Genomic DNA, 23725 nt, shown 5'->3' with positions numbered 1-23725 from the left:
CTTGAGGGTGTAAAAACTGGGGCGGCGGTCATATTCAGGTGGTGAGGGGCGGGGTTGGCAAGTTATTGGAAAAAGGATGTAACAGGGCGGTATGTATGCGCGCGGTGAATGCTGTGTGGGCGCTATCGTAGTTGGGATTTGTGATCAGACGCGGATTGAGATGAATCGAGCGTTTGGTCGATTGTTATTACAACCAAGATTGGGTTTGGGAGGGGAGTGAGTAAAGGGACGTTATGTCGAGTGAAGTTCAGTTAAAGCGTGGTACGATGCGGGTTTGGTGGTGGGTGGTTGCTGTCGGCTTGATGGTGAGTTTATGGGGTGTTGGCGGGGTGGGGTATGGGGCTGAGAGTGGTGCTGAGGTGGCAAGCGAGGCTGTGAAGCCGGGGGTTGCGGTGACGTTGTTGGGTAGGCCGGTGATTGCAGTGTTTTTGGTGGTAGCAGTAGGGATGCTGATTGGGCAGGTGAAGGGATGGGGCGTATCGTTGGGGAGTAGTGGTGTTTTGTTTGCGAGTTTGGCTTACGGTGCGATGATGCCAGTTGGGGAATGGACCGAAGGTGTGACGGATAGCTTTAATGTTTTGGGAAGAGTGGGTTTGGTGCTGTTTGTGTATTGTGTGGGGTTGGCGGCTGGCCCGACATTTTTCAGAGCGTTTAAGAGTGGTGCGAAAAATTTGGTGAAGCTGGGGATCGTGATTGTGGTGGTGGGGACGTTGACGACGGTGGGATTTGCTGAGTTGTTTGATGTGCCGATGGATTTGGCGGTGGGGATTTTTAGTGGGGCGATGACGAGTACGCCTGCATTAGCAGCAGCAACAGAAGCCGTGGGTCAGATAAGGGGTGTGAGTGGGCAGGGCGATGTTGCGGTGGGTTATGGTATTGCTTATGCATTTGGTGTGATTGGGGTTGTGTTATTTGTGCAGCTATTGCCGCGGGTATTGGGGAAAGATTTAAGGGCGTTGGGTGAAGAGGTTGGGTTGGGTGACCCGGAACGACAGATTGTGCGTCAGTTGGTCACGGTGACGAATGAGGGGATTGTGGGTAAGCATGTTGAGGAGGTGGGGTTGATTGCGGAGATGATGTGTGCTGTGCCGCGGGTGTTGCGGGAAGGGAAATTGGTTCCGGTAGGTGGTGAGTTTCGGTTTGAGAAAGGTGTGGATGTGTTGGTGATTGGTCGGCGGTTCCGTGTGCGAAATGTGGTGGATTATCTGGGCAAGAAGAGTGATGCGCAGGTTGTGATGGATACAGAGAAGGAGCGACGGCAAGTGGTGGCGACGAGTCATGAAGTTGTTGGGAAGGCGATTGGGGAGTTGCAGCCGACGAAGCAATGGGGCGTGACGGTGACGCGAATTGGGCGGGTGGATGTGGAGTTTGTGCCGAGCTTGAATGAGGTGATTCAGAATGGGGATGTGTTGACCGTGGTGGGTGAAGAGAAGGATTTGCAGGTGTTTGCGGATGCGGCGGGGCACAGAGAAGCGGCGGTGCATGAGACGGATTTGATTTCACTGGCGATTGGGATTGTGGCGGGTGTGGTATTGGGCCTAATTCCGTTTACGTTGCCGGGTGCCGAGGCGGGGAGTGGGTTTAAGTTGGGCTTGGCAGGGGGGCCGTTGTTGGTGGCGCTTTTGCTGGGGCATTTTGGAAAGATTGGCCGAATTGTGGGTCGGATGCCAAGGGCATCACGGATTGTGCTGATGGAATTGGGATTGGTATTCTTTTTGGCAAATGCAGGTGTGAAAGCGGGTGGGCAGATGCTGGGTGTGATCCAAACGCAAGGCGTGATGCTTTTGGTAATGGGGGTTGTCGTGACCCTGGTGCCAATGGCGATTGGGTATCTAGTGGCGCGTGTTTGGCTGAAGATGCCAATGTTGGAAGTATTGGGAGCGGTGTGTGGTGGGATGACAAGTACGCCGGGCTTGGGGGCCATTACTGCGAAGACAGATTCGGACGTCCCAGTGATCAGTTATGCCGCGGCATATCCGATGGCGCTGATCCTGATGACGGTGTTTGCGAAGCTCATGGTGTCGGTATTTGGTGCGTGAATGTCGTGATATAAAAGAAAGTAAGTGGAGGTGATTAACCCGTATATGCACAGGACTATCCAGTCGTTAGACGGTGGTTTAAGTTGTATGGTGGGTGATTATCGGGAGGATGGTGAGTGAGTTGAGTGTTGATTTGGGGATATTGGGTGTTAAGTGTTGCTTGATCGTTGACGATGTGAATTACGCGGGAATGATTAGGTAACAAAGGGAATGATGCCTGAGTGGGCCATTCAATTGTTTTATCAGGGGTCGCTGGAAACAGCCACCCCTAATTTTTGAGTGAATACGAAGACGGTTTTAGCACGCTACTCAATATGAGTAGCGTGTTTTTTTGTACACTATATTGGTGGTCAGGGCGAGAATATGAAGGAGATAATTCGGATGTTGATGGTTTATGGTTATATGAAATGCAGTACGTGTCGGAAAGCGATTAAGTGGTTAGATGAAGCTGGATGCACATATGAGTTTATTGATATCACAACGGATCCGCCGAGCGAAGCTGTGTTGAAGAAGCTGTTGAAAAAGGGGGATTATGGGTTGAAGCAATTGTTTAATACAAGTGGTGTGTTGTATCGCGAGATGAAGATGAAGGAGAAAGTGGGCGGGATGAATGAAGGGGAAGCTGTGAAGTTGTTAAGTAGTGAAGGGAAGCTGGTGAAGCGGCCAATCGTGACGGATGGGAAGGATTTTAGTGTGGGGTTTAAGGAAGATGTGTTTAAGGCTAAATGGGTGTAGCTGTTGGGACATGATTATGCGTTAGGCAGATATTTGCTGACGATAGATTGAAGATAAGCGCGTTAGTTGTTTTGAACTGGTGCGTTTTTTTGTTGGTTCATGATGGTTTCGCGTGGGCATGTGTCGCAGCCGGTGATGGGAGGGGTGGGGCCAGTAACTTGTGTGTACTGACTGGAGTAGTTGTAGAAGTCGTCGGGAGACATCGCTCTGGTTTGAGAGTCGGGTTGTTCGTTTGTTGTGGGGGCTGGTTTAGCTGGGGGTGTGAGAGGTGTCATGGGTGTTGCGGGTCCGGTGTTGGGTGGTGGGAGATGGACTTGGTTTTGGGTTTCGTTTAGCAAGAGTGGGATGAATTGATCCTGGCCGGGATAGCCTTGGATGATGGCTGAGCCGGTAAAGAGAGCGGGGAGTGATCCGCCGACGGCAGCGTATACTTCGACGTAAGCTTTGATTTGGGCCTCGATGAGCGGGTTGCTGAGGGCTTGATCAAGTTGCTCTTGTGTGATGTATTTCAGGGCGTATTGACAGGCTTGTTCAGCGGTTGGAGGTGTTTTGCCTGTCATGAGATCGTTGTGGATTTGTGGGAAGTACTGAGGGTAGGAGAGCCAGAAGGCCATAGCGATATTGGCGAGGTCACAGGCGGCTTCAGCGTGCGATTGTGTGTTGGTGACGAGGCGATTGCATTTTGAATTCAGAGGGACAGGGAGGATGTTGAGGAGGTAGCGATCGGGGAATTGCTCGGTAAGCGCCTTGAGATCGGGGGCCATATCGCGGCAATTGGGGCAGGTGTAGTCGACAAGTTCGGTCAGGATGACTGGAGCATCGATGTCGCCGATGTGTGGGAGGATAGCAATAGGGAAGGTGATGGTTGCCACAGGGGAGACTTGATATGAGACAGTACGATTTTGGCCGGTGCCTTGAACATAAAGTACAGATTGGGTAACTGCATGCGTTTGAACAGGGGCAATTTTCTGGATGAGTGGCAGTGGGGCAAACAGTATGGCGGCAATAATGAGGATGGCGAAGTGAGATTTGGCTTGGAATTTGGTTGGTCGAGGGTCGGTGAGATGCATGCCAGAGCGGATCGCACGGAGAGATTGGTTGCGTGCGAAGATAGTGACGGCGGTGAGCAGGGCGATGATATGTGAAGCGAGGCAGTACTTGCAGAATGCTTGGATGATAAAGATTTGGATGGCTGTGAAGTAGAGTGCAGAAGCGAGAAAGACGTAGGCGAAGACGAGGAGGATATACCAGAGGGTGCGGTGGACAGTGGGCGGATTCTTAGGTGAGAGATAGAAAGATGTGAAGAGTGTGAGGAAATAGAGGACGGCGGCGGGGAGAGCAACCGGGAGATTGCCGATCTTTGCATAGGGAGAGGAGAGGACGGTATCGCAAGCAGAACCGGGGGCACAGCCAGCGAGGGGTGTGGAGGAGAGCGCGTTGTAGGTGAGGTAGAGCGTGAGGAGGAAGCCGAGGGTTGCGTAAATGCGGAGAAGGACGGTGGTGGTCTTGCTGGGGATACGCATGAGCGTGACGAGATCGTTATTTGAGGGTGGGATTGGCTGATCGGGTAGCGTATCGTTCATAGGGATTATTGTAACGTGATGGGAGCGGTGGGGTATGCTGAAGATGTGACAGCAGAGATCGGTACGGAAGTGTCGGATAAATGATGATTTACAGTTTGGTGGGTGGCGGTCATAATGGTGTCGCGAGTGACGGGCTAGGCGAGGTTTGGCGATTCGTTGCATGCGATACTAAGGAAGAAAATCAGTCAGGATGATTGAAAGCACAATTGTTAAAAAGAGTATTTGGAAACCGCGGATGAGTTCTGGGTGGATTGGTGCGGTGTTGTTATTACTGATTGCTGTGCCGTGCTTTGTGACGTTGCCGTGGTCAGTTCAGTATTTTGATGAGCCGGTGAAGGGGGGTGTGACAGGGGTGATGGATGTGGTGCGGCCGCCGAGTTTGGCTGAGCCTTTCGGAAGTGATGAACTGGAGCGATCTTTGCTCTGGCGAAGTTTGTTGGGTGGGGTGATCAGTTTGGGGATCGGAATGAGCGCAGCAACGATTGCGGGATTGATTGGGGTGAGCTGGGGGGCGATTGCAGGCTATGCGGGGGGTCGCGTTGATTCAGTAATGATGCGTGTTGTGGATGTGATGTTGAGCTTGCCGTATGTACTGCTGGTGGTGCTGCTGAATATCGCGCTCCAGCCGGCGGTGCACGCAGGGTTGGAGATTATGTTGGCGGGTGATATGGCGAAATTATTGGCAGATGTGGTCACACTTTTGTTGGCGATCGGTGGCGTGAGTTGGCTAACGATGGCGCGTGTGGTGAGAGGGCAGGTGTTAAGTTTGAGAAGCCAGCCGTTTATCGAGGCCGCACGGGCATTGGGTGTGAGTCCATTGCGGATCGTAGCAGTACATGTGCTGCCGAACCTTGTCGGGGTGATCGTCGTCTATATGACATTGACGGTTCCGATTGCGATTTTGCAGGAAAGTTTCTTGAGCTTTCTTGGAATCGGTGTGCAGGCGCCATTGCCTAGTTGGGGGAATCTGGCAAATGATGGTGTGACGCAATTAGTGAGGCCCTTGGGGCAAATGCAATGGTGGCTAATATTGTTCCCGTGTGCATTGCTTGGGTTGACGTTGATGGCGCTGAACTTTTTGGGGGATGCGCTACGCGATAAATTTGATCCGAAGCGTGATGTAAAATCATAGAAACAAGAATGATGTTGAGCGGAATGATTGGGGGAGACCGTTGGTTGGATGTGTATGTGAGATAAAACTGTGTAGCGATACAAAAGATAGATATTGATAAAGAAAGAAGACCGCGCAAATGGAAAACCGCTTTGGCGTGAAAGACCTTGTTGTGATGCTGCTACTGTTGGGCGTGATTCTCAGTATTTGGCTTGCGATGGTGATGTTCAATCGGCAATGGGAATTAGTTCAGGAGCTGAATGGGCAGGTGTCGCAATTGACAAAAACGCAAACGGCGATGCGGCGTGATATTGGCGGTTTACGCAGTAAGCTGGATGAAGGCGTGATTGTCTCGGGGGCAGGGGATCTTGAGGCGGATAGCGATACGCCCGCTGAGGCCATTCAGATGACAGACCCATTTGAACGGATCAAAATTGCTAGAGCGAGCGAAGGGTTTGCTGAAGGGGATTGGATGATTGATGCGTTTGGGACAACGGTGGCAAAGATTACACCTTTGGTAACGAGTGACGCGTATAGTCGGCGAATCCAGACATATGTGCTGGAAGGTTTGCTGACACGAGATCCGGAAACATTGGAAGAGGTGCCATTAATCGCGAAGAGTTGGCAGATCAGCGATGACGGTCTGACGATTACCTATCAACTTCGCGAAGATGTTTATTTTTCAGATGGCGAGCCGCTGACGAGCGAAGATGTCGTGTTTTCGTTTGAGTTGCTGAACAACCCGGATGTCAACGCGCCGTCATTGCGAGATTTTTATGAACCAATCGCGAGTTGCGAGGCAAACGGGCCGTATGAAGTCGTGTTCAAGATGAAACGGCCGCACTATTTAGCTCTGGGGATGACCGGGAGTCGTAATGTTTTACCAAAGCATTTTTATGAAAAATATCCGCCAGATGAATTTAATAAGTTGCCAGGCTTATTGTTAGGAAGTGGCCCGTACCGGATGAAGAATGCTGCGGGATGGACGCCAGGTCAGCCATTAGAGTTGGTAAGAAACGAGCGTTATTGGGGCGAACAAAGCGGCTTTGATAAGTTGCTTTGGCGTGAAGTGACCAATGATGTGGCTCGTTTGAATATGTTTAGAAACGGTGAGGTTGATGTTCTGAGTTTATTGCCTGAGCAGTATGTGAAGCTGAAGAAAGACCCAGAAGAGATGAAGGGTGCACAAGAGTTTGTGTACTACACACGGCCAACGGGCTATTCATTTATTGCTTGGAACCAAAAACGAGATGGGAAGTCAACGAAGTTTGCAGATAAGCGTGTTCGTCAGGCAATGACATTCTTAACGCCACGTCAGCAGATGGCAAAGCAGATTTATTACGGTTTTGCGAAGCCTGCGGATGGGCCATATTTTAATGGCGGGCCACAGGAGGATCCCAATATTAAAGCCCGGCCATTCAATGTCGAAAAAGGAAAAGCTCTTCTAGCGGAAGCTGGTTGGGAGGATCGTGATGGGGATGGTGTATTGGAAAATTCAGACGGTGAGAAATTTTCTTTCAAGCTTACGTATCCTGCGAGTAGTGATACATATAACAAAGTAGTGCTTGCCCTAAAAGATGCCTATGCCCGTGTCGGTATCGTGCTTGTACCAGATCCGTTAGAGTTCTCTGTGATGCTTCAACGGCTTGATTCCCGAGATTTTGATGCGATTTCATTAGGATGGGGCGGCGGTGCCGTTGAAGGTGATATCCGTCAAACGTTTCATACCGAGATGATCGAAACAGGCGATAATTTTATGAGCTACTCTAATCCTGAGTTAGATGAGCTCATTGACCTTGCCGCCAGAACTGTTGCGAAAAGTGAACGCTTGCCAATATGGCATAAAACACATCAGATTCTGTATGAAGATCAGCCATACACATTCCTGTTTACGCGAGAATCGATCAGGCTCATCAATGATCGTATTCATAATGTTCATCGCGTGTCTGCAGGGCTTAACGATCCAACGGAGTGGTTCGTGCCGACTGCCGAACAAAAGTACACCGCTGAATAATATTCGCATGCTAACACGTGGATAGGAAAAGTATGCTGACCTATATCATAAGACGGCTTTTGCTAATGATTCCCACTATCTTTGGGATCACGCTGGTTGTCTTTTTTGTGATGGCACTATCCCCGGGTGGGGTGGCTGGTGGATTGCTCAATGAACAAGGGGAATTGAGTTCAGAACAGAATCGTTCAAAGTTGGAGTACTACAACGAGCGATATGGTTTGGATAAGCCATACGTTGTGCAGTATGGCTTGTGGCTTAATCAGATTTCACCGGTCGGTTGGGAGACCCGTTTTAAAGAAGGTAAGCGTGTATTCGGAGATTTTGGGTTTAAGGTACCTGATTTGGGCGAGAGCTTTACACGGTTCCGTCCAGTTACAGATTTGTATCTTGAAGCATTGCCGATCACGTTGTTGTTGAATGCGTTGGCTTTACCGATGATCTATGGCATCTCAATCATTTCAGGTGTTTATGCTGCCAAGCATCGCGGATCGATCTTTGATGTAGTTAGTGGAACATCCTTTATCGCGCTTTGGTCGATGCCTTCGATTTGGGTTGGCGTTTTATTACTGGGGTATTTAGCCAATGATAAGTATCTGCATTTTTTCCCTTCAGGTGGTTTGAGTTCGACTTTTGCATCTAGCTATGCGTTCTTGCCTAGCTGGGGTGAGAGTGGTTTTCAGCGTGGATGGTTGCTTGATCGCACATGGCATCTGCTTTTGCCTGTGTTATGCCTTTCATATGGTAGTTTTGCATTTCTTTCTAAACTGATGCGTGCATCAGTATTGGAGAATCTGAATGCTGATTTTGTACGGACAGCTCGAGCTAAGGGAGTGAACGCGAAGAATTCACTTTGGAAACATGCATTTCGCAATAGCTTGTTACCTCTCATTACCGTGGCAGCCGGAATTATTCCCGGACTCATTGCAGGAAGTGTGATTGTTGAGAATATTTTTAGTATTCAAGGCATGGGGAAGTTGATGGTTGAAGCAATCTTTGCTCGAGACCGGGATCTTGTATTAGGAGGTGTACTGATCAGCAGTGTCATTTCTTTGTTGTGTATTCTCGTTGCAGATTTGTGTTACGTCTTTGCGGATCCGAGGGTGAGCTATGAATAAGCAAAACGTTGAAACGCAATCGCATTCACGAGTGATGACCAAACGCAGAAGCTATATCGCTCGTGTGGTGCTGGACACAATCGGACGACGAGGCGCACAAATAGGATTAGTGTGGCTTGGTATGATCGCTGTTTTTGCAGTGTTTGCGCCAATTTTAGCGAATTCACACCCATTTTTAATGAAAACCGTTGATGGTGAGATTACTTGGCCGTTTCTTGAGTATTTGTCCGCGGTGGATATTGCACTGCCTTTGTCATGTGTACTTGTTATCGCCTTGCTATTCCTAAAAAAACTGGATGTCGGGATACGGTGGATTGCATTTGCGGTCATGCTAGCAGTTGTATGGGGTGGCAGTTACTGGCTCGTGACGCCGCCTATTACGGTGGTGTACGATCAATACCGCACCATGGATAAGGCAGGCCAAATCGAGTGGGCCTATTACGCGCCGATCCCGTTTTCTCCAACGGACAGGTTGCGAGATCTGCCACAGGAACGTAATCAAGCACCAGATACTAAGCATTGGTTAGGGACGGAAGCGGATGGTGCAGATGTACTAAGTCGCATGATATGGGCCTCTCGGATTGCAATGTCAATTGGTTTTATTGCAACAGGAATATCGTTGTGCATTGGTGTCGTCGTTGGTGGTTTGATGGGTTATTTTTCAGGCATATTTGACCTGATTGGGATGCGACTAGTCGAGATACTTGAAGCGATACCACAGTTATATTTACTGCTGACCTTTGTCGCCTTCTATGGCCGCAATTTGTATGCCATGATGATTATTATTGGGATCACCAGCTGGAGTGGTTATGCGCGGTTTATTCGAGCGGAATTTTTAAAACTTCGCAAGATGGACTACGTCCAGGCCTGTCACGCGTCTGGCTTGCCGCTCTCTTCGATCTTATTTAAACATATGCTACCAAACGGTATTGCACCGATTCTTGTCAGTGCAAGTTTTGGCGTTGCAAGCGCAATTCTTGCAGAAGCAACACTCAGCTTCCTAGGGCTTGGATTGATCGACAAACCAAGTTGGGGCCAGATGCTCAATCAAGCAACCGGCGCGACTGGTGGCTTTTTATGGTGGATGGCAATTTTCCCTGGCGGAGCGATCTTTTTGACCGTTTTCGCTTACAACCTCATCGGCGAAGCGCTGCGTGACACGATTGATCCCTATACCGCAAGACAATAACCAGATCCGCTAAAGGATTCAGAATGAGTAACGATACCGCAAAAAATCAAAATCAGCTTGACCCGATCATGCAGATCGAACAACTGTCGGTCAGTTTTCCGGGGCAGGGCAAGAAGCGCAATTTTGCTGTGAACAATGTGAATCTTACGATTTACCCGCGCCAAACACTTGCCGTCGTCGGTGAATCCGGCAGCGGTAAGAGTGTTTCAGCAATGTCAATCCTGCAAATCATCCCCACGCCTCCCGGTAAATATGAGCATGGGAAAATCCTTTGGCAACCTGATCCCAATGTGCCCGTAGAAAACTTGCTTGATTACAACGAAAAGCAAATGCAGACAGTGCGTGGTAATCAAATCGCCATGATCTTTCAGGAGCCGATGACCAGCCTCAACCCCGTCTATACGATTGGGGAGCAGATCATAGAAGCCGTCCGACTTCACCGCACCGTTGATCGGGCACAATCCATAGAGATAGCGATTAAAGCCCTCTCAGATGTAGGTATTGCTGACCCCGCGTCACGTCTCAAAGAGTACCCGCACCAGCTCTCAGGCGGTATGCGGCAACGTGTTATGATCGCTATGGCTCTCGCTTGCGAACCCAAGCTACTACTAGCAGATGAGCCCACCACAGCCCTTGATGTGACGATTCAAGCTCAGATCCTCGAATTACTTCGACACCTTCAAGATACGCAAGATATGTCCATCATGCTTATCACTCATGACCTTGGTGTTGTAGCTGAAAACGCAGACGTTGTTGCGGTGATGTATGCAGGCCGCGTACTCGAATTCGCAACTGTCGAGAATATTTTCGAGCGTCCGCTCCACCCATATACCCGTGGCTTGCTCAAATCTATGCCCGTACTTGGCCAAAGTGTTCATCGCTTACCGACTGTTGTTGATGGCGCAACAATTCCGGAAGATTTCCCTGCTGGCTACCACGTCGAGCCGCATGTTACCACACCTGATCCTGAGATTGGCTACGGAGGTAAAGATGCACGTCTTTATGAAGTCGAGCCCGAACATTGGGTGTTATGTACGCCAGCATCAGGCAATCCAATTCAGCCTTCTCAGCCCGGATTGCGTTATCGTCGCGTGATGGCTCGCTAAATTACGATTTGTGATTCAAGATACCAGCGGGCTGAATATTCAGTCCGTTTATTTATTACAAATGTTTTCTATAGATAAGTTATCAATTGCAGTGAATGCCGTGCAACTTCCCATCGTTTGTTGTGCAACAAAATTAAAAGAGATCAAGATCCAGGTATGACATACTGTAGCGAAATACTCTAGCTTAGATCGAAAATGATGTGCTTGATGATAGTACCAATCGTATTCTCAACGTCGGTGTATAAAGCTTCTTCAGATGTGAACGATTCAAGAGATTGAATTTGTGACCGAATCAATGCGATTGGCATAAAGTGTTTTTTTCTTTGCTCAAATGTGTACGAACAGTTCGCTTATTGATCGTGATGTAAACAAATCACGGCTTGGTTTTTAGGCGAGAAGACAAAATTTTTTGATAGCCACGTTTTTATGCTGATCACGTAAGAATTATTGGTGTATTCGTACTTTCATATGTCAACAATGATTCATTAAGACAATGCGGCCATGGGTACGATCTGCAGTCACTGTTGGCTGGCCAAGCATATCTTTTCAATATTACTCGTAGAGTGATTTGCTCGCCTTCAACAAATAAGTATCTAATGTAACTTGCAAGTTGATTACCGATCTCAGTTTTGCAACAGCCACTAATACCCATGAGAATGAGATGCTGAATGCGGCTCATGCTTACCCTTGCTGTATATAGTCACATAATGCGTCGAACTAGGTTTGATACCGATATAGATATTAAAAAACCTCCAGCAGTCTCTGCAAGAGGTTTAATAAGCGGTGGGGGTGGGATTCGAACCCACGGTACACCGAAGTGTACGCCGGTTTTCAAAACCGGTCCATTCGACCGCTCTGGCACCCCACCGTGGGGATTCTGTCGAATGACTTTTCGTTCTTTAGTTGTATGGTTTCGCTGGCAACATAATTTGTTGCCTCGCTTGAACGCAGGATAGTTTAGCAAATTCTATCGCTTTCGCATGCTTTCGGATCAGTATTGGGGATATTCGTGCATAACCATTTGTCATGCAGTTCGTTTCGTGTCTCTTGTAGAAGAGAAATTTCAGCAGTCGGCCATCAATCAAGTCTCCAATTTTTGATTGGTATGCATGCCGGTGATGATCATTACAGACATCGTCGAGGTAGTTATGCGCATAGCGACGGCTTGTTCGATGAAGATTCGACAGTCAATCGTGGTAACTCAAATAGATTTACAAAGCTTCGAACATGACATTCGTGACATCTAAAGTCGGTGGGGCAGGGCAGTGGCAACTAGAGAAGTCTGGTTTCACTCCATATTTCGATGAATCGCAAATAATCCGAATGGCTGCTCATGCAAAATGATGTGGCGTATGATCCGGTAATTCACATACCAACAAGGTTATTGGACGAGTCCCTGTGGATTAATGAAAAATGTGGAAAATGGTTAAGTCTATTGTTTTTAATTGTTTAGCGATTTTACGTAAAAAAAACATTGACTTGCAGCTCCCGGAGAAGCCAACAGGTTTGACAGGGGGCTGGGGATCCGTAAACTTACGCATCTCCTCAGTGAGCAACACCAAACGCAAACGCGACTGGCAAGCCCGCTGAAAACGAAGTGACAAGTCAGTATCCCCTGCTGAAATAAGCACTTCCGTTCAAAACCTTGTTTTCCACAACGAAGACAAGAGCTTGACAAAACTGAAAACAAAGTTAAAATTCTCACCCCGCTTCGAGTGGCAGCCACTTAAAACACTAAGTGTCAACCACCTGCAGCGGCAGGCGAGAGTAAGAATCAACCTAGTTGGTTCGAGCTTAGTAGTTCTTTGAAAAGTGGATAGGTCAGTTATACAACCCAAATGTATAACTGTGCTGTACCGAGAAATAGAAATAACAATCTGTCGAAAATTCTTAGATAATGCATCTTAATTTTTTATGACTGATGATCGATCACATCGATCTTTGGTCGGAATGATTAAGCTATTAAGAGTATATGGTGGATGAATTGGCATCAAGAGGCGATGAAAGACGTTGTAGCCTGCGATAAGCCACAGGGAGCTGGCAAACAAGCTTTGATCTGTGGATTTCTGAATGGGGAAACCCAACTCTTCGGAGTTATCGCTATCTGAATGTATAGGATAGCGAGGCGAACCTAGCGAACTGAAACATCTAAGTAGCTAGAGGAAAATAAAGAAACCTCGATTCCGTCAGTAGCGGCGAGCGAAATCGGAATAGCCCAAACCAGTCTTCGGACTGGGGTTGCGGACACCAACATGGTACTGTGAAAGTTTTTGTGAATGTTCTGGAAAGTTCAACCACAGCAGGTGATAGTCCTGTAACGAAAACAGAAACAGACCTAGGTGCACCAGAGTAGCGTCGAGCTCGTGAAACTCGGCGTGAAGCTGGAGGGTCCACCCTCCAAGGCTAAATACTACTTGATGACCGATAGCGTAACAGTAGGGTGACTGAAATTTGAAAAGTTCCCCGATAAGGGAAGTTAAAAGTACCTGAAACCATATACTTACAAGCTGTGGGAGCCATCTTCGGATGGTGACCGCGTGCCTTTTGCATAATGAGCCGGCGAGTTAATCTCTGTAGCAAGATTAAGCCTTACCCAGGCGTAGTCGAAGCGAAAGCGAGTCTTAAATGGGCGCTGAGTTGCAGGGATTAGACGCGAAACCAGGTGATCTACCCATGGCCAGGTTGAAGGAAGGGTAAAACCTTCTGGAGGACCGCACCCGTCAACGTTGAAAAGTTGTGGGATGAGCTGTGGGGAGGAGTCAAAGTCTAATCAAACCTGGAGATATCTCGTTCTCCTCGAAATAGCTTTAGGGCTAGCCTCGTGTTATAGCGTATGGGGGTAGAGACACTGATTGAGGATGGGGCGGCATCGCTGTACCCACTTCAGCCAAACTCCGAATACCATACGCCTCTATCACGGGAGTCAGACTGCGGGGGATAATCTTCGTAGTCGAAAGGGAAACAACCCAGACCGCCAGCTAAGGTCCCAAATTCTTTCTTAGTTCTTAAGGAAGTTAGAGTGCAAAGACAGCCAGGATGTTGGCTTAGAAGCAGCCACCATTTAAAGAGTGCGTAATAGCTCACTGGTCGAGGACTCTAGCGCCGATAATGATCGGGAATAAGTTAGAAACCGAAGCTGCGGAATATTATATATTGGTAGAGGAGCGTTGTTATCAGCGATGAAGCGAAACGGGCAACGTTTCGTGGAGCGGTAACAAGTGATTATGCCGGCTTGAGTAACGATAAAACAGGTGAAAATCCTGTTCGCCGAAAGTCTAAGGTTTCCTGGGGAAGGTAAATCCGCCCAGGGTTAGTCGGATCCTAAGGCGAGGCCGAAAGGCGTAGTCGATGGGCAGCAGGTTAATATTCCTGCACCACTATCTGCGATTGAAGCGACGTGACGAATTCTCGTGGTCATGCCTCCGAATAGACGTGGAGGTTCCCGCAAGGGCGAGGGCTTAGAACCATAAGATGGCGAAGAGAGTTCCCAGAAATAGCGTTCGTGGACAAAGATAGTGTCCGTACTAAAACTGACACAGGTAGACGTGATGAATAATCTAAGGCGCTCGAGAGAACGGTTGTTAAGGAATTAGGCAAATTCACCCCGTACGTTCGCAATAAGGGGGCCCTCACTCTTCGGAGAAGGGCGCAGAGAAAAGGCTCTGGGGACTGTTTATCAAAAACACAGGACTGTGCAAACTCGCAAGAGGAAGTATACAGTCTGACGCCTGCTCGATGCCGGAATGTTAAGGAAGTAGGTTAGCTTCGGCGAAGCTTACGACTAAAGCACCGGTCAATGGCGGCCGTAACTATGACGGTCCTAAGGTAGCGAAGTTCCTTGTCGGGTAAGTTCCGACGCGCATGAATGGCGTAACCACTGGAGCACTGTCTCAACAACCGACTCGGTGAAATAGAAGTCGCGGTGAAGATACCGCGTACCCGCAGCAAGACGGAAAGACCCCGTGGACCTTTACTGTAGGCTGATATTGGCCAAGGTTTTAAACTGCGTAGGATAGGTGGGAGGCTTTGAAACTCGAACTCTGGTTTGAGTGGAGCCGTCCTTGAAATACCACCCTGTTTATGATTTTGACCTAACCTCTCTCCTTGAATCAGGATGAGGAACAGTGTTAGCTGGGCAGTTTGACTGGGGCGGTCTCCTCCTAAAGAGTAACGGAGGAGTGCAAAGGTTGGCTCAATACGGTTGGAAACCGTATTTTAGAGTGTAAGAGCATAAGCCAGCTTTACTGCGAGACGTACTTGTCGAGCAGTTACGAAAGTAGGCTCTAGTGATCCGGTAGTGCCGAGTGGAAGGGCTATCGCTCAACGGATAAAAGGTACCCCGGGGATAACAGGCTGATCGCTTCCGAGCGTCCATAGCGGCGAAGCGGTTTGGCACCTCGATGTCGGCTCGTCTCATCCTGGGGCTGAAGGCGGTCCCAAGGGTTGGGCTGTTCGCCCATTAAAGAGGCACGCGAGCTGGGTTCAGACCGGCGTGAGCCAGGTCGGTCCCTATCTGCTGTGGGCGTAGCAATATTGAGAGGATTCTTCTTTAGTACGAGAGGATTAGGAAGGACGTACCCCTGGTGAGCCAGTTGGACTGCTAAGTCCACCGCTGGGTAGCTAAGTACGGCAGGGATAACCGCTGAAAGCATCTAAGTGGGAAGCCTCCCTCGAGATTAGTATTGCATGTACACTTTGTGTGCGAGAGACCCCTTGTAGACGACAAGGTTGATAGGTAGCAGGTGTAAGGATAGAGATATCTTCAGCTGAGCTATACTAACGGTCGATCGCTTACTCATTCCGACCAACGATCGCTAACACGATCACTGGTCAGGATGCATCTTCTAGATTTTTCACAGATTTCATCTTGACAGCACAGACCCCTAACGCCTGGGTCAGGTTCCCCCAACCCACCTGATTCAGGCACCTTTGAGATTTTTCTTAAAAATTAGGGTCTACATTTGACAGACTGACCGTCCACATTAGAACCGTGGACTGTTTCGCCGAAAGGCGACTCAGCCCTTTGCCGGTGACTATAGTGGTAGGGCCACACCCGATCCCATCCCGAACTCGGAAGTTAAGCCTACCACGTCGATGATAGTGCCACTGCGCGAAAGTAGATCATTGCCGGCTTTATGAGCCTCTTAAGGTAAACCTTGAGAGGCTCTTTTTATGCGCACATTAATAGTGGCAAATCTAAATGATAGTTTGTAATTTGAAAATTGTGTGATTGAGCTAATTCTCAATATATTGGTACCCACTTGTATTGGTAGGTGAACTTATGATTTGGACCGCTGATAATGTATATCAATATGTGAATGACACAATCAGTGTGTGCAAGACTCAGAAGCACGATACGATTGCCAAAGACTTAGAGAATGCAATGAAATTAGGAGGGTCGGGTTTGGAGATATTGGGTGGTATTAAACAAGTTTTGATTGAAAACCAAATATCTTTAAATCGTTTAGGTTTTGAGCAAGACAAATTAGATCAAGTAATACAATTTATCAATCAATGTTATATGAGATAAATGTATTGCTGAAATCCAGCGCATCCATAACCAGCCTCCTCTGTTACGCTGATATGCATTGAACCTAAGACGGTTGTTCATAACCCCATCCGAGGAGCCACCCATATGCGCATCGACAGCATCCGCATTTTCGTCAAAGACTTCCACAACTCTCGCATCTTCTACGAAAAAGCCCTCGGCCTCGAATGCGTTGCCGACGGTGAAGACCAAGGCTACCTCGTCTACCGTCCCGGCGACATTAACCTGATCCTCGAAACCGTCGATATGTCCAGCACCGAAGAAGCCGATCTCGTCGGCCGATTCACCGGCTACTCTCTTCACACCGAAAACCTCAATCAAACCTGCGACACCCTCCGCGCCTTTGATCCCGATTGCATCGTCGCCGAACCCACCGAGCAAGACTGGGGCGGCAACATGGCCCACGTCTCCGACCCTTCCGGCAATATCCTCACCTTCGTCGAATACTAAATCCCTTATCCCCCTCATCCTTCCCTCTGTTAATCATCTCTCAGCCAATTTCGTCGATTCATTTTCGCACCAGTGACACAACCCTGGCACTGCACATCTTCTTCACACCCATTTTATGTTCAGCCCTAGCTTGATTTACGTCGATATTTGGGTAATGTTAGGTATATGGTCGGTTCATCAACTTACCGCCTCAAATCCGCTTTCACTCGCTTTCCTTTCTACTGACCATGCACGGATGCCTGACGTAACTATCAAAAAACAAAAAGCTTGCATGAAACGGTATCCCCACGCATGGCCCACTCCCTCCGATACATATTCATCGACATGAACAGCTTCTTCGCCTCCGTCGAGCAGCAAGAGCAGGGGCTCCTCCGCAGTAAACCCATCGGTGTTATTCCCACCGATTGCGAAACCACCTGCTGTATTGCCGCCAGTTACGAAGCCAAACGTTTCGGCATCAAAACCGGCACAGGTGTCCGCGAAGCACGGCAACTCTGTCCCGACATCCAATTCGTCCTAGCTCGCCCCAAAATCTACGTCGAATATCACCACCGCATTGTCGAAGCCGTCGAATCTTGCCTTCACGTCGATCAAGTCTGCTCCATCGACGAAATGTACGGCAAACTGCTCGGCACAGAGCGCGAAACAAAAAGCGCCATCAATCTCGGCTACCTCATTAAAGCACGTATTGCCAAAGATATTGGCCCATTCGTCCGTTGCTCCATCGGCATCGGCCCCAACATTTGGCTTGCCAAAATCGCTACCGAATTCAAAAAACCTGACGGCCTCACCGTCATCGATTGCTCTGATCTTCCTCAAAAGCTTCACAAATTCGAACTCCGTGACCTCACTGGCATCGGTAAAGCCATGGAACGCCGCCTCCATTCCTACAACATCCGCACCGTCAAGCAACTTTGCGAATGTGATGAACATCTGCTCTCAAAAGTATGGGGTTCCAAAGTCCACGGTTCCATCTGGTGGAGCCAACTCCGCGGCCAAGACCTCCCCTCACGTCCCACTCATCGCCGCACCGTCAGCCACTCTCACGTCCTGCCCCCCGATCTCCGGACCGATCAAGGCGCCTACGCCGTCTGTGTCCGCATGATCCACAAAGCCGCCGCCCGTCTTCGCACCATGAAATACACCGCCAACCACATGTGGATTAAAATCTATTACCTCGAAGAACCTCGTTGGAAGCACCGCGTTTCCCTCGGCTCATGTCGTGACACCCTCACCATGGTCCGTGCCTTCGCCGAGGCCTGGCCCAAACGTACCGGCGGCCGCCCCTTCAAAGTCGCCATCGAGCTCGTCGATCTTACCAACCAGCAAAGCACCACACTCCCGCTTTTCCAAAAACAAGAAAAACTCGACGCCCTTGCTGCCATCATGGATAAAATCGACGACAAATACGGCCACCACACCGTCTATCTCGCACCCATGTTCGGCGCACAAAAAACCGCGCCCACACGCGTATCATTCACTCAAATTCCCGAACTCGACGAGTTCGACATCCGCCCCACCGGCCCACGCCCGCAACGTAAACGCAAAAGAACCTAATATGCAATTAGCCCCAACTATTCAGCGGTTAGATACTAATTATGCTAAAATAAAAGCATAATCACGTTTTAAGCCAAGGAGTGGAAAATGATCTTTGATAAACTCAAAAACGCAAACAAGTACGGCCTCCTCTTTGAAGGACTCATCCGTGGCTTCAAATTTCTTCGTGAAGTCGATATCAGCAACCTCAACCCCGGGCGCAACGAAATCTCAGGCGAAGACGATCATGGCGACGACTTTGCCAATTTCGATACCTATACCACCAAAGATCATGCCGATGCTCGCTGGGAATCTCATCAGCAATACGCCGACATCCAGTACATCGTCAAAGGCACCGAACGCATCGGCGTCAGCCGCCACGAAGACGTTCAGATTGAAGAAGTGTACGATCCAGATCGCGACATCGCATTTTACACCGGCCTCGGTTCTGGCACAGAAATCACTTTAAATGAAGGTGATTTCGCCGTCTTCATGCCTTGGGACGTACACAAACCCTGCATCGCTGTGGGCGACAAAGGTGAAGTTCAAAAAATTGTTGTCAAAGTCCGCGTCCGCTGAATACGTATAGACGACAGCTTAGATCTACCCACAAAACATAAATCTTATGATCAAGCCCCGCACCTCCGGTGCGGGGGTGTGTAGAAAAAATACGGCCAATTGCATGCAAGCACAACCTTGATTTCTAAATCCACTCGCGCTGCGTGTGGGTTTTTTAGGGGGAGCTCAACCCGCCCGATCTTTCTTCGTCACCCCATACCACACCGCCGTCACAGCCAGCACCCCACCAAACACCATCCAATACACCGGCTCAATAAACACGGACAACACAAAACAACCAAGCAAGCCCAACACCGAAATAAATCGTGGATACAGCCGATTTTTCCGAGGCAACCGCAACGCCGCCATATTCGTCAACCCGTAATACACCAACACCGTCAGCGCCGACAATGACCATGCCGTCTTGATTGTTGCGAATCCCGCAAGCAGTCCCACCACCACCGCGATAAAAACCACTGCATAAATAGGTGTTTGCTGCTTTTTATCTAGCCATGCCAATCGACTTGGCAAATGCCCCCGCCTGGCCATCGCAAGTGCAACACGCGACAAACCCAAAATCAAATTCAGCAGCACCGACACTGTTGCTAGCAGTGCACCTAGCCCAATCACGGTGACTAACCAACCTTTATCCATTAGTCGCGCAATCTCTTCAAGGGATCGACCCTGTGTCGACGCCTCGTAAAACACATCAACCGACACAAGCCGTAACGCAACCACCGTAATCGTCAGATAGATGATTGCCGTCACACCCACTGTCAACATCACTGCCACCGGAATATTTTTTCGTGGCTCCTTAATCTCTTCACCCATCGTCGCAATGCGGCCATACCCCGTATATGCCACAAAGATCAAAGCCGTTGCCAACAATAACCCATCCATTCCACCCCATTCATTCACCATCTCCTGCTCAACAATTTCTGGCTCCACGCCATGACCACTAACTATCGCATAGATACCCGCCAGCGCAAACATCACCAGCGTTCCGATGATCGCCAGCACAAGCGCCCCATTGACACGATTCGATTTTTTGAGTCCCGCCAGCGTCAGCACCATCAAGACCACAACAAGCCCCACCGCCGCGTATCTTTCCGAGCCATCGGCCAGATGCACCCCGCCATACTCCAGCAGCAGCGGGCCAAGATTGTTCGCAAACGCAATCGCCGCCGTTGCAGCCGATGCCGATTTCGCAATCAGAAACAGAACCCCCGCCAGCAACCCAATGAACGGGCTCAGGTAAACCCGCCCATACTCATATGTCCCGCCCGCTACCGGATGCGCCGCCGCCAACTGTGCTGCCGACAATCCATTGCACATCGCCAACCCACCCGCCAAGAGCACCGCCCAAGCGGTCCACAATCCTGCATGCTCTGCCGCTAACCCCAGCGATACATACACCCCCGTTCCCACCATTGATCCCAATCCCAGCGTCACCGCACCCGGCAAACCCACCACGCGTTTCAGCGACATATGCTTCGGTTTTGTTTCAGATTCACTCACAGCAGGCCTTTCATTTCGAGCATTGCCCCGTATTGTTCAAAACATCCGCACATCTGCCAAGTGTTAAAACCCTGTTTAGCCGCTCATATTCATCGATCTAAGGGTAAACTAACTCCAAATCACCTCAATATGCCTCAGATCTGCAAATCTTTCGTCTCAAAAATGCCGTCATGCAAAAATGACCCCAAACCCGCTGGCCATGGTCGATAAACCTCTTGTATCATGCTCTCAGCTAACGCATTGCGTATGCCCCCGCATATCCGATGTAAATTAAAGGAGCCCTCCTATGGATCTCGCACATATGGCACTCGGATGTATCGTCGGACTTGGCCTCGCTGCCGCCTGCGGCTTCCGCATCTTCGTTCCACTCCTCATCCTCTCCATTGCCGGCAATACTGGCCATATCACCATCGCACAGAACATGGACTGGATCGCCTCACCCGCCGCTATCGCCGCTTTCTCTGTTGCCACTGGCCTTGAGATCGCAGGCTATTACGTCCCGTGGATCGACAATATGCTCGATACCGCCGCTACGCCCGCTGCCATTATTGCAGGCTCCCTCGCCACAGCTTCCTTTGCAGTTGACGTGCATCCCATGATCCAATGGTCAGTTGCCATCATCGGCGGCGGCTCCGTTGCAGGTATCACGCAAGCCGCAACCGTCGTGACGCGAGCCCTCTCATCCGTAACTACTGCGGGCTTTGGTAACCCCGTCGTTGCTACAGTTGAAACAACTTCGTCTCTTGCCATCACGCTCTTGCTTGTCATTCTCCCGATCACTATCGGGGCTGCACTTGTCGGCTTGCTCCTCTTCCTTATCGTTCGCTTTTTCCTCAAACGTCGAGCTGCAAAACGTATGATCACCAATGCCTCGCCTATCGCAGCATAACAGCATTACGCAAAATACCCTATAAAATAAGTAGATAACGACACCATCAATCATTCAGATTGATGGTGTTTTCTATCATCAAACGTCAATGCAAGTCTTATTACTCGGGTGATATCACATACAGATTAAAACGGATCAAACGTCTAATCATCCGCAGTACAACTACACGTTCGCCCTTAAACAACAAGCCTTATCATCTGTGTTATCACCCTATTACGGTAAATACGGAGGGCAAAATGCCACATTATCGCTCATGATATTTGCATTACTAGACCGATGTTATAAATGTTCAGTAGGAAAATATCAGTTCAGCTGGACATCCAAATCAATCAAGAAAACCGTACCTCTGGTCGTTAGTTAACTGGACCCCCCCGACGACCAGGGGTTTTTTTTTGCGCTCTTGCACGCAATGTGCGAAGCAAATGATTCACCTCGTAACATGATCAATCATTAAATCAGGTAAAACGCATGGATGAACCATCAATTCATTTCGTTCATGATTGTGTGTAGGCAGGTACGGTATGCTCAGATAGATAAACAAGATGAACGTTAGAGCGTTTTGTGAAGACATTTGCTGCGCTGACCAGTGGGTCGTCTCGCCATAAATGCTTTTCCAAGTGGCCTGCTGCTTATTGCGACAATGATTAAGCGGCAAGTAATCACGCAACTTGTTCTTCATTATGCATAAATATTGTTGATTATGCGTTGTTTGCCATCTTCGACTTGTCTGTTAAGTTTGATGGGCTACACTTATGAAGCTGTTAATGGTTTTGCACACGTCACAAACCACAATATGTAAACCGTGGTCACCAATTACTAAGTTATGATTGAATCAACCGTACTAGCGTCACGCCCTGTTTCTGAACAGGAAGCTTATCAAAACCTACTTGAACTCACATTCGTCAAGGACAGTGAGATCCACGGTAAAGGTCTGTTTGCAAAGTGTTTTATTGCAAAGGGTACCGTCATTGGGCAGATCATTGGTTCGCCAACGACTGTTGATGGTGATCATGTGCTATGGATTACCGATGACTTGGGGATTCATGTCATGAATAATCTGCGATATATCAATCATTCGCCGGAACCAACGGCAGCGTATTATGATGATGGTGAAGTGGTTGCGCTGCGTGACATTGCGGATGGTGAAGAGATTACACATGATTACAACGGTGATAGCAGCGAATGGTTGAGCCGCGATGAGCATCATGAAGACGATGAGTTTTAGGACACATTAAGAGGGGATCTGGGGTTCGCAATCACATGGAAATCTAATCAATGACTAGGCCTCTTGTGCGCGCATTTGGCACGATTTGACCTGATTTTTTGTGGTAACTGCTTGTAGGCTATGAGGATGTAGATTGTGGGAAACCGTGAGGGCGTGAATCGCATTTTGATCTGAAAATAGCGAAGAATGCTTAAGAATCGCAAACTTTGATGACAAATGATCTGTTTTTGTCGTGAATCACGTTAAAACAGCGAGCAATTCGTGCGCACAAAAACAAAAAGTGTTCACAATTGTGCGCGCGCACAAAAGTACACGGTGATAGATTCAATTTGTAATAGGCGATAAAAAATCGGCTTGGGAGTTATCAAAGCACGTACAGAATTCATGCTCATTTTATGAGTAAACGTGTCAATACGGTATGGTCTGAAGTGTAGGTGTGTTAGAATTATCATGTCGTTATGCGGATCGTTTTGAATTTTCGGGAGCTGATCAAATGACGCAGAACAAGGAAGCTTTTGAGCCACGACACGATGAGGATTCGGTTTGTGAGTGCAAGCTTTATTGGCCTACGATACCGTTATTACCGAAGCTTTTAGGTAGTGAAACGCAAAAACGATTTGCGATTGAAATCGATGGCCAATTGATTGATTTTGGTGGACGGACAAGTACATATGTGAAGTGGGTTTGGCTAGACGGAACGGAGTGCTCGATTCGTGGCTACATCGACGATTTGGATTGGATGATGATGCGTAGTGGGTCGCCGGTGTATATGAGAAAATCAACGCGATGGTTTACCAAAGATGAGAATGAGTTGGTGCTGCATGTGATGACCAATATTAGTTTTCGCGGGACGCGTATCGTGTACAAATCTGCTGAGAATGACTTGATATGCACGTTGAATTACGGCACGGAATGGAAGAATGGATGGGTTGGCAAGCCGATGCTGTTTGAGGTTCCCAGGAGGTATATGTCCTTGTTGGATTTGATTTGTGGGGATCTGATGGCAAGGATCTTGCTACCCAGTAGTTTATTTTAGAGTGGGCTGCAGAAGACGAGGATCGCTGAGCAGCGGGCTGGCTTATGAAAAATCAGCCATAGCATTGGGTGTG

Annotated in this window: 16 protein-coding genes, 1 tRNA gene and 2 rRNA genes; 16 read left to right on the top strand and 3 right to left on the bottom strand. The window is 48.8% G+C overall.

Annotated features, from left to right (window positions below; translation table 11 throughout):
• Positions 1-233: 233 nt before the first annotated feature.
• On the top strand, positions 234-2039 hold the full coding sequence (locus KS4_RS13050; protein WP_145078883.1) for an aspartate:alanine exchanger family transporter: 1806 nt from the start codon (positions 234-236) through the stop codon (positions 2037-2039).
• A 363-nt stretch (positions 2040-2402) separates the two neighbouring features.
• Positions 2403-2774 carry an arsenate reductase family protein gene (locus KS4_RS13045; protein ID WP_200761239.1) on the top strand — a complete coding sequence of 124 codons (372 nt, stop codon included), beginning with the start codon at positions 2403-2405 and terminating at the stop codon, positions 2772-2774.
• Between the two features lie 62 nt (positions 2775-2836).
• Here the strand turns inward: KS4_RS13045 and KS4_RS13040 are convergent, their stop codons facing one another.
• The gene (locus KS4_RS13040; RefSeq protein WP_200761238.1) at positions 2837-4357 is read right to left on the bottom strand and encodes a vitamin K epoxide reductase family protein; all 1521 of its coding nucleotides are present in this window, start codon (positions 4355-4357) and stop codon (positions 2837-2839) included.
• A gap of 235 nt (positions 4358-4592) precedes the next feature.
• On the opposite strand from KS4_RS13040, the gene KS4_RS13035 reads away from it, so the two are divergent.
• From KS4_RS13035 to KS4_RS13015, 5 genes are all read left to right on the top strand, one after another.
• Positions 4593-5489: an ABC transporter permease gene (locus tag KS4_RS13035; protein ID WP_200761237.1), complete on the top strand. Its 897-nt coding sequence runs from the start codon at positions 4593-4595 to the stop codon at positions 5487-5489.
• A 118-nt stretch (positions 5490-5607) separates the two neighbouring features.
• Positions 5608-7482 (top strand): ABC transporter substrate-binding protein, encoded by a 1875-nt coding sequence (locus tag KS4_RS13030; RefSeq protein WP_145078875.1) that lies wholly within the window; start codon positions 5608-5610, stop codon positions 7480-7482.
• A 32-nt stretch (positions 7483-7514) separates the two neighbouring features.
• A complete protein-coding gene (locus KS4_RS13025) occupies positions 7515-8597 on the top strand; it encodes an ABC transporter permease (RefSeq protein WP_145078872.1) in 1083 nt (360 codons plus the stop codon).
• Positions 8590-9786 carry an ABC transporter permease gene (locus tag KS4_RS13020; protein WP_200761235.1) on the top strand — a complete coding sequence of 399 codons (1197 nt, stop codon included), beginning with the start codon at positions 8590-8592 and terminating at the stop codon, positions 9784-9786. Before KS4_RS13025 ends, KS4_RS13020 begins: the two co-directional genes overlap by 8 nt.
• A gap of 23 nt (positions 9787-9809) precedes the next feature.
• Positions 9810-10892 (top strand): ABC transporter ATP-binding protein, encoded by a 1083-nt coding sequence (locus KS4_RS13015; protein WP_234698804.1) that lies wholly within the window; start codon positions 9810-9812, stop codon positions 10890-10892.
• A 781-nt stretch (positions 10893-11673) separates the two neighbouring features.
• Here KS4_RS13015 and KS4_RS13010 read toward each other — a convergent pair.
• A tRNA-Ser gene (locus tag KS4_RS13010) sits at positions 11674-11760 on the bottom strand.
• Between the two features lie 1084 nt (positions 11761-12844).
• Between KS4_RS13010 and KS4_RS13005 the strand changes: the two genes are divergently transcribed.
• The 6 genes from KS4_RS13005 to KS4_RS12980 all read left to right on the top strand — a co-directional run bounded on the left by KS4_RS13005 (position 12845) and on the right by KS4_RS12980 (position 19005).
• A 23S ribosomal RNA gene (locus KS4_RS13005) occupies positions 12845-15691 on the top strand.
• 226 nt (positions 15692-15917) lie between these two features.
• A 5S ribosomal RNA gene (gene rrf, locus KS4_RS13000) occupies positions 15918-16025 on the top strand.
• A gap of 148 nt (positions 16026-16173) precedes the next feature.
• The gene (locus tag KS4_RS12995) at positions 16174-16422 is read left to right on the top strand and encodes a hypothetical protein (RefSeq protein ID WP_145078870.1); all 249 of its coding nucleotides are present in this window, start codon (positions 16174-16176) and stop codon (positions 16420-16422) included.
• A gap of 105 nt (positions 16423-16527) precedes the next feature.
• On the top strand, positions 16528-16890 hold the full coding sequence (locus KS4_RS12990; RefSeq protein ID WP_145078867.1) for a VOC family protein: 363 nt from the start codon (positions 16528-16530) through the stop codon (positions 16888-16890).
• Positions 16891-17181: 291 nt separating this feature from the next.
• Positions 17182-18447, top strand: coding sequence for a DNA polymerase Y family protein (locus KS4_RS12985; RefSeq protein WP_145078864.1), 1266 nt, complete (start codon positions 17182-17184; stop codon positions 18445-18447).
• An 87-nt stretch (positions 18448-18534) separates the two neighbouring features.
• A complete protein-coding gene (locus tag KS4_RS12980) occupies positions 18535-19005 on the top strand; it encodes a YhcH/YjgK/YiaL family protein (RefSeq protein WP_145078861.1) in 471 nt (156 codons plus the stop codon).
• Positions 19006-19170: 165 nt separating this feature from the next.
• On the opposite strand, the gene KS4_RS12975 is transcribed toward KS4_RS12980, so the two are convergent.
• A complete protein-coding gene (locus KS4_RS12975) occupies positions 19171-20502 on the bottom strand; it encodes an APC family permease (protein ID WP_145078858.1) in 1332 nt (443 codons plus the stop codon).
• Between the two features lie 286 nt (positions 20503-20788).
• Between KS4_RS12975 and KS4_RS12970 the strand changes: the two genes are divergently transcribed.
• The 3 genes from KS4_RS12970 to KS4_RS12960 all read left to right on the top strand — a co-directional run bounded on the left by KS4_RS12970 (position 20789) and on the right by KS4_RS12960 (position 23652).
• Positions 20789-21391, top strand: coding sequence for a DUF4126 domain-containing protein (locus tag KS4_RS12970; RefSeq protein ID WP_145078855.1), 603 nt, complete (start codon positions 20789-20791; stop codon positions 21389-21391).
• An 823-nt stretch (positions 21392-22214) separates the two neighbouring features.
• A complete protein-coding gene (locus KS4_RS12965) occupies positions 22215-22616 on the top strand; it encodes an SET domain-containing protein (RefSeq protein WP_145078852.1) in 402 nt (133 codons plus the stop codon).
• A gap of 493 nt (positions 22617-23109) precedes the next feature.
• Positions 23110-23652 carry a hypothetical protein gene (locus KS4_RS12960; RefSeq protein ID WP_145078849.1) on the top strand — a complete coding sequence of 181 codons (543 nt, stop codon included), beginning with the start codon at positions 23110-23112 and terminating at the stop codon, positions 23650-23652.
• The last annotated feature ends 73 nt before the right edge of the window (positions 23653-23725 follow it).

It is taken from the genome of Poriferisphaera corsica, from assembly GCF_007747445.1.
Classification (GTDB): Bacteria; Planctomycetota; Phycisphaerae; order Phycisphaerales; family Phycisphaeraceae; genus Poriferisphaera; species Poriferisphaera corsica.
This window is presented reverse-complemented; position numbering and strand designations above follow the sequence as displayed.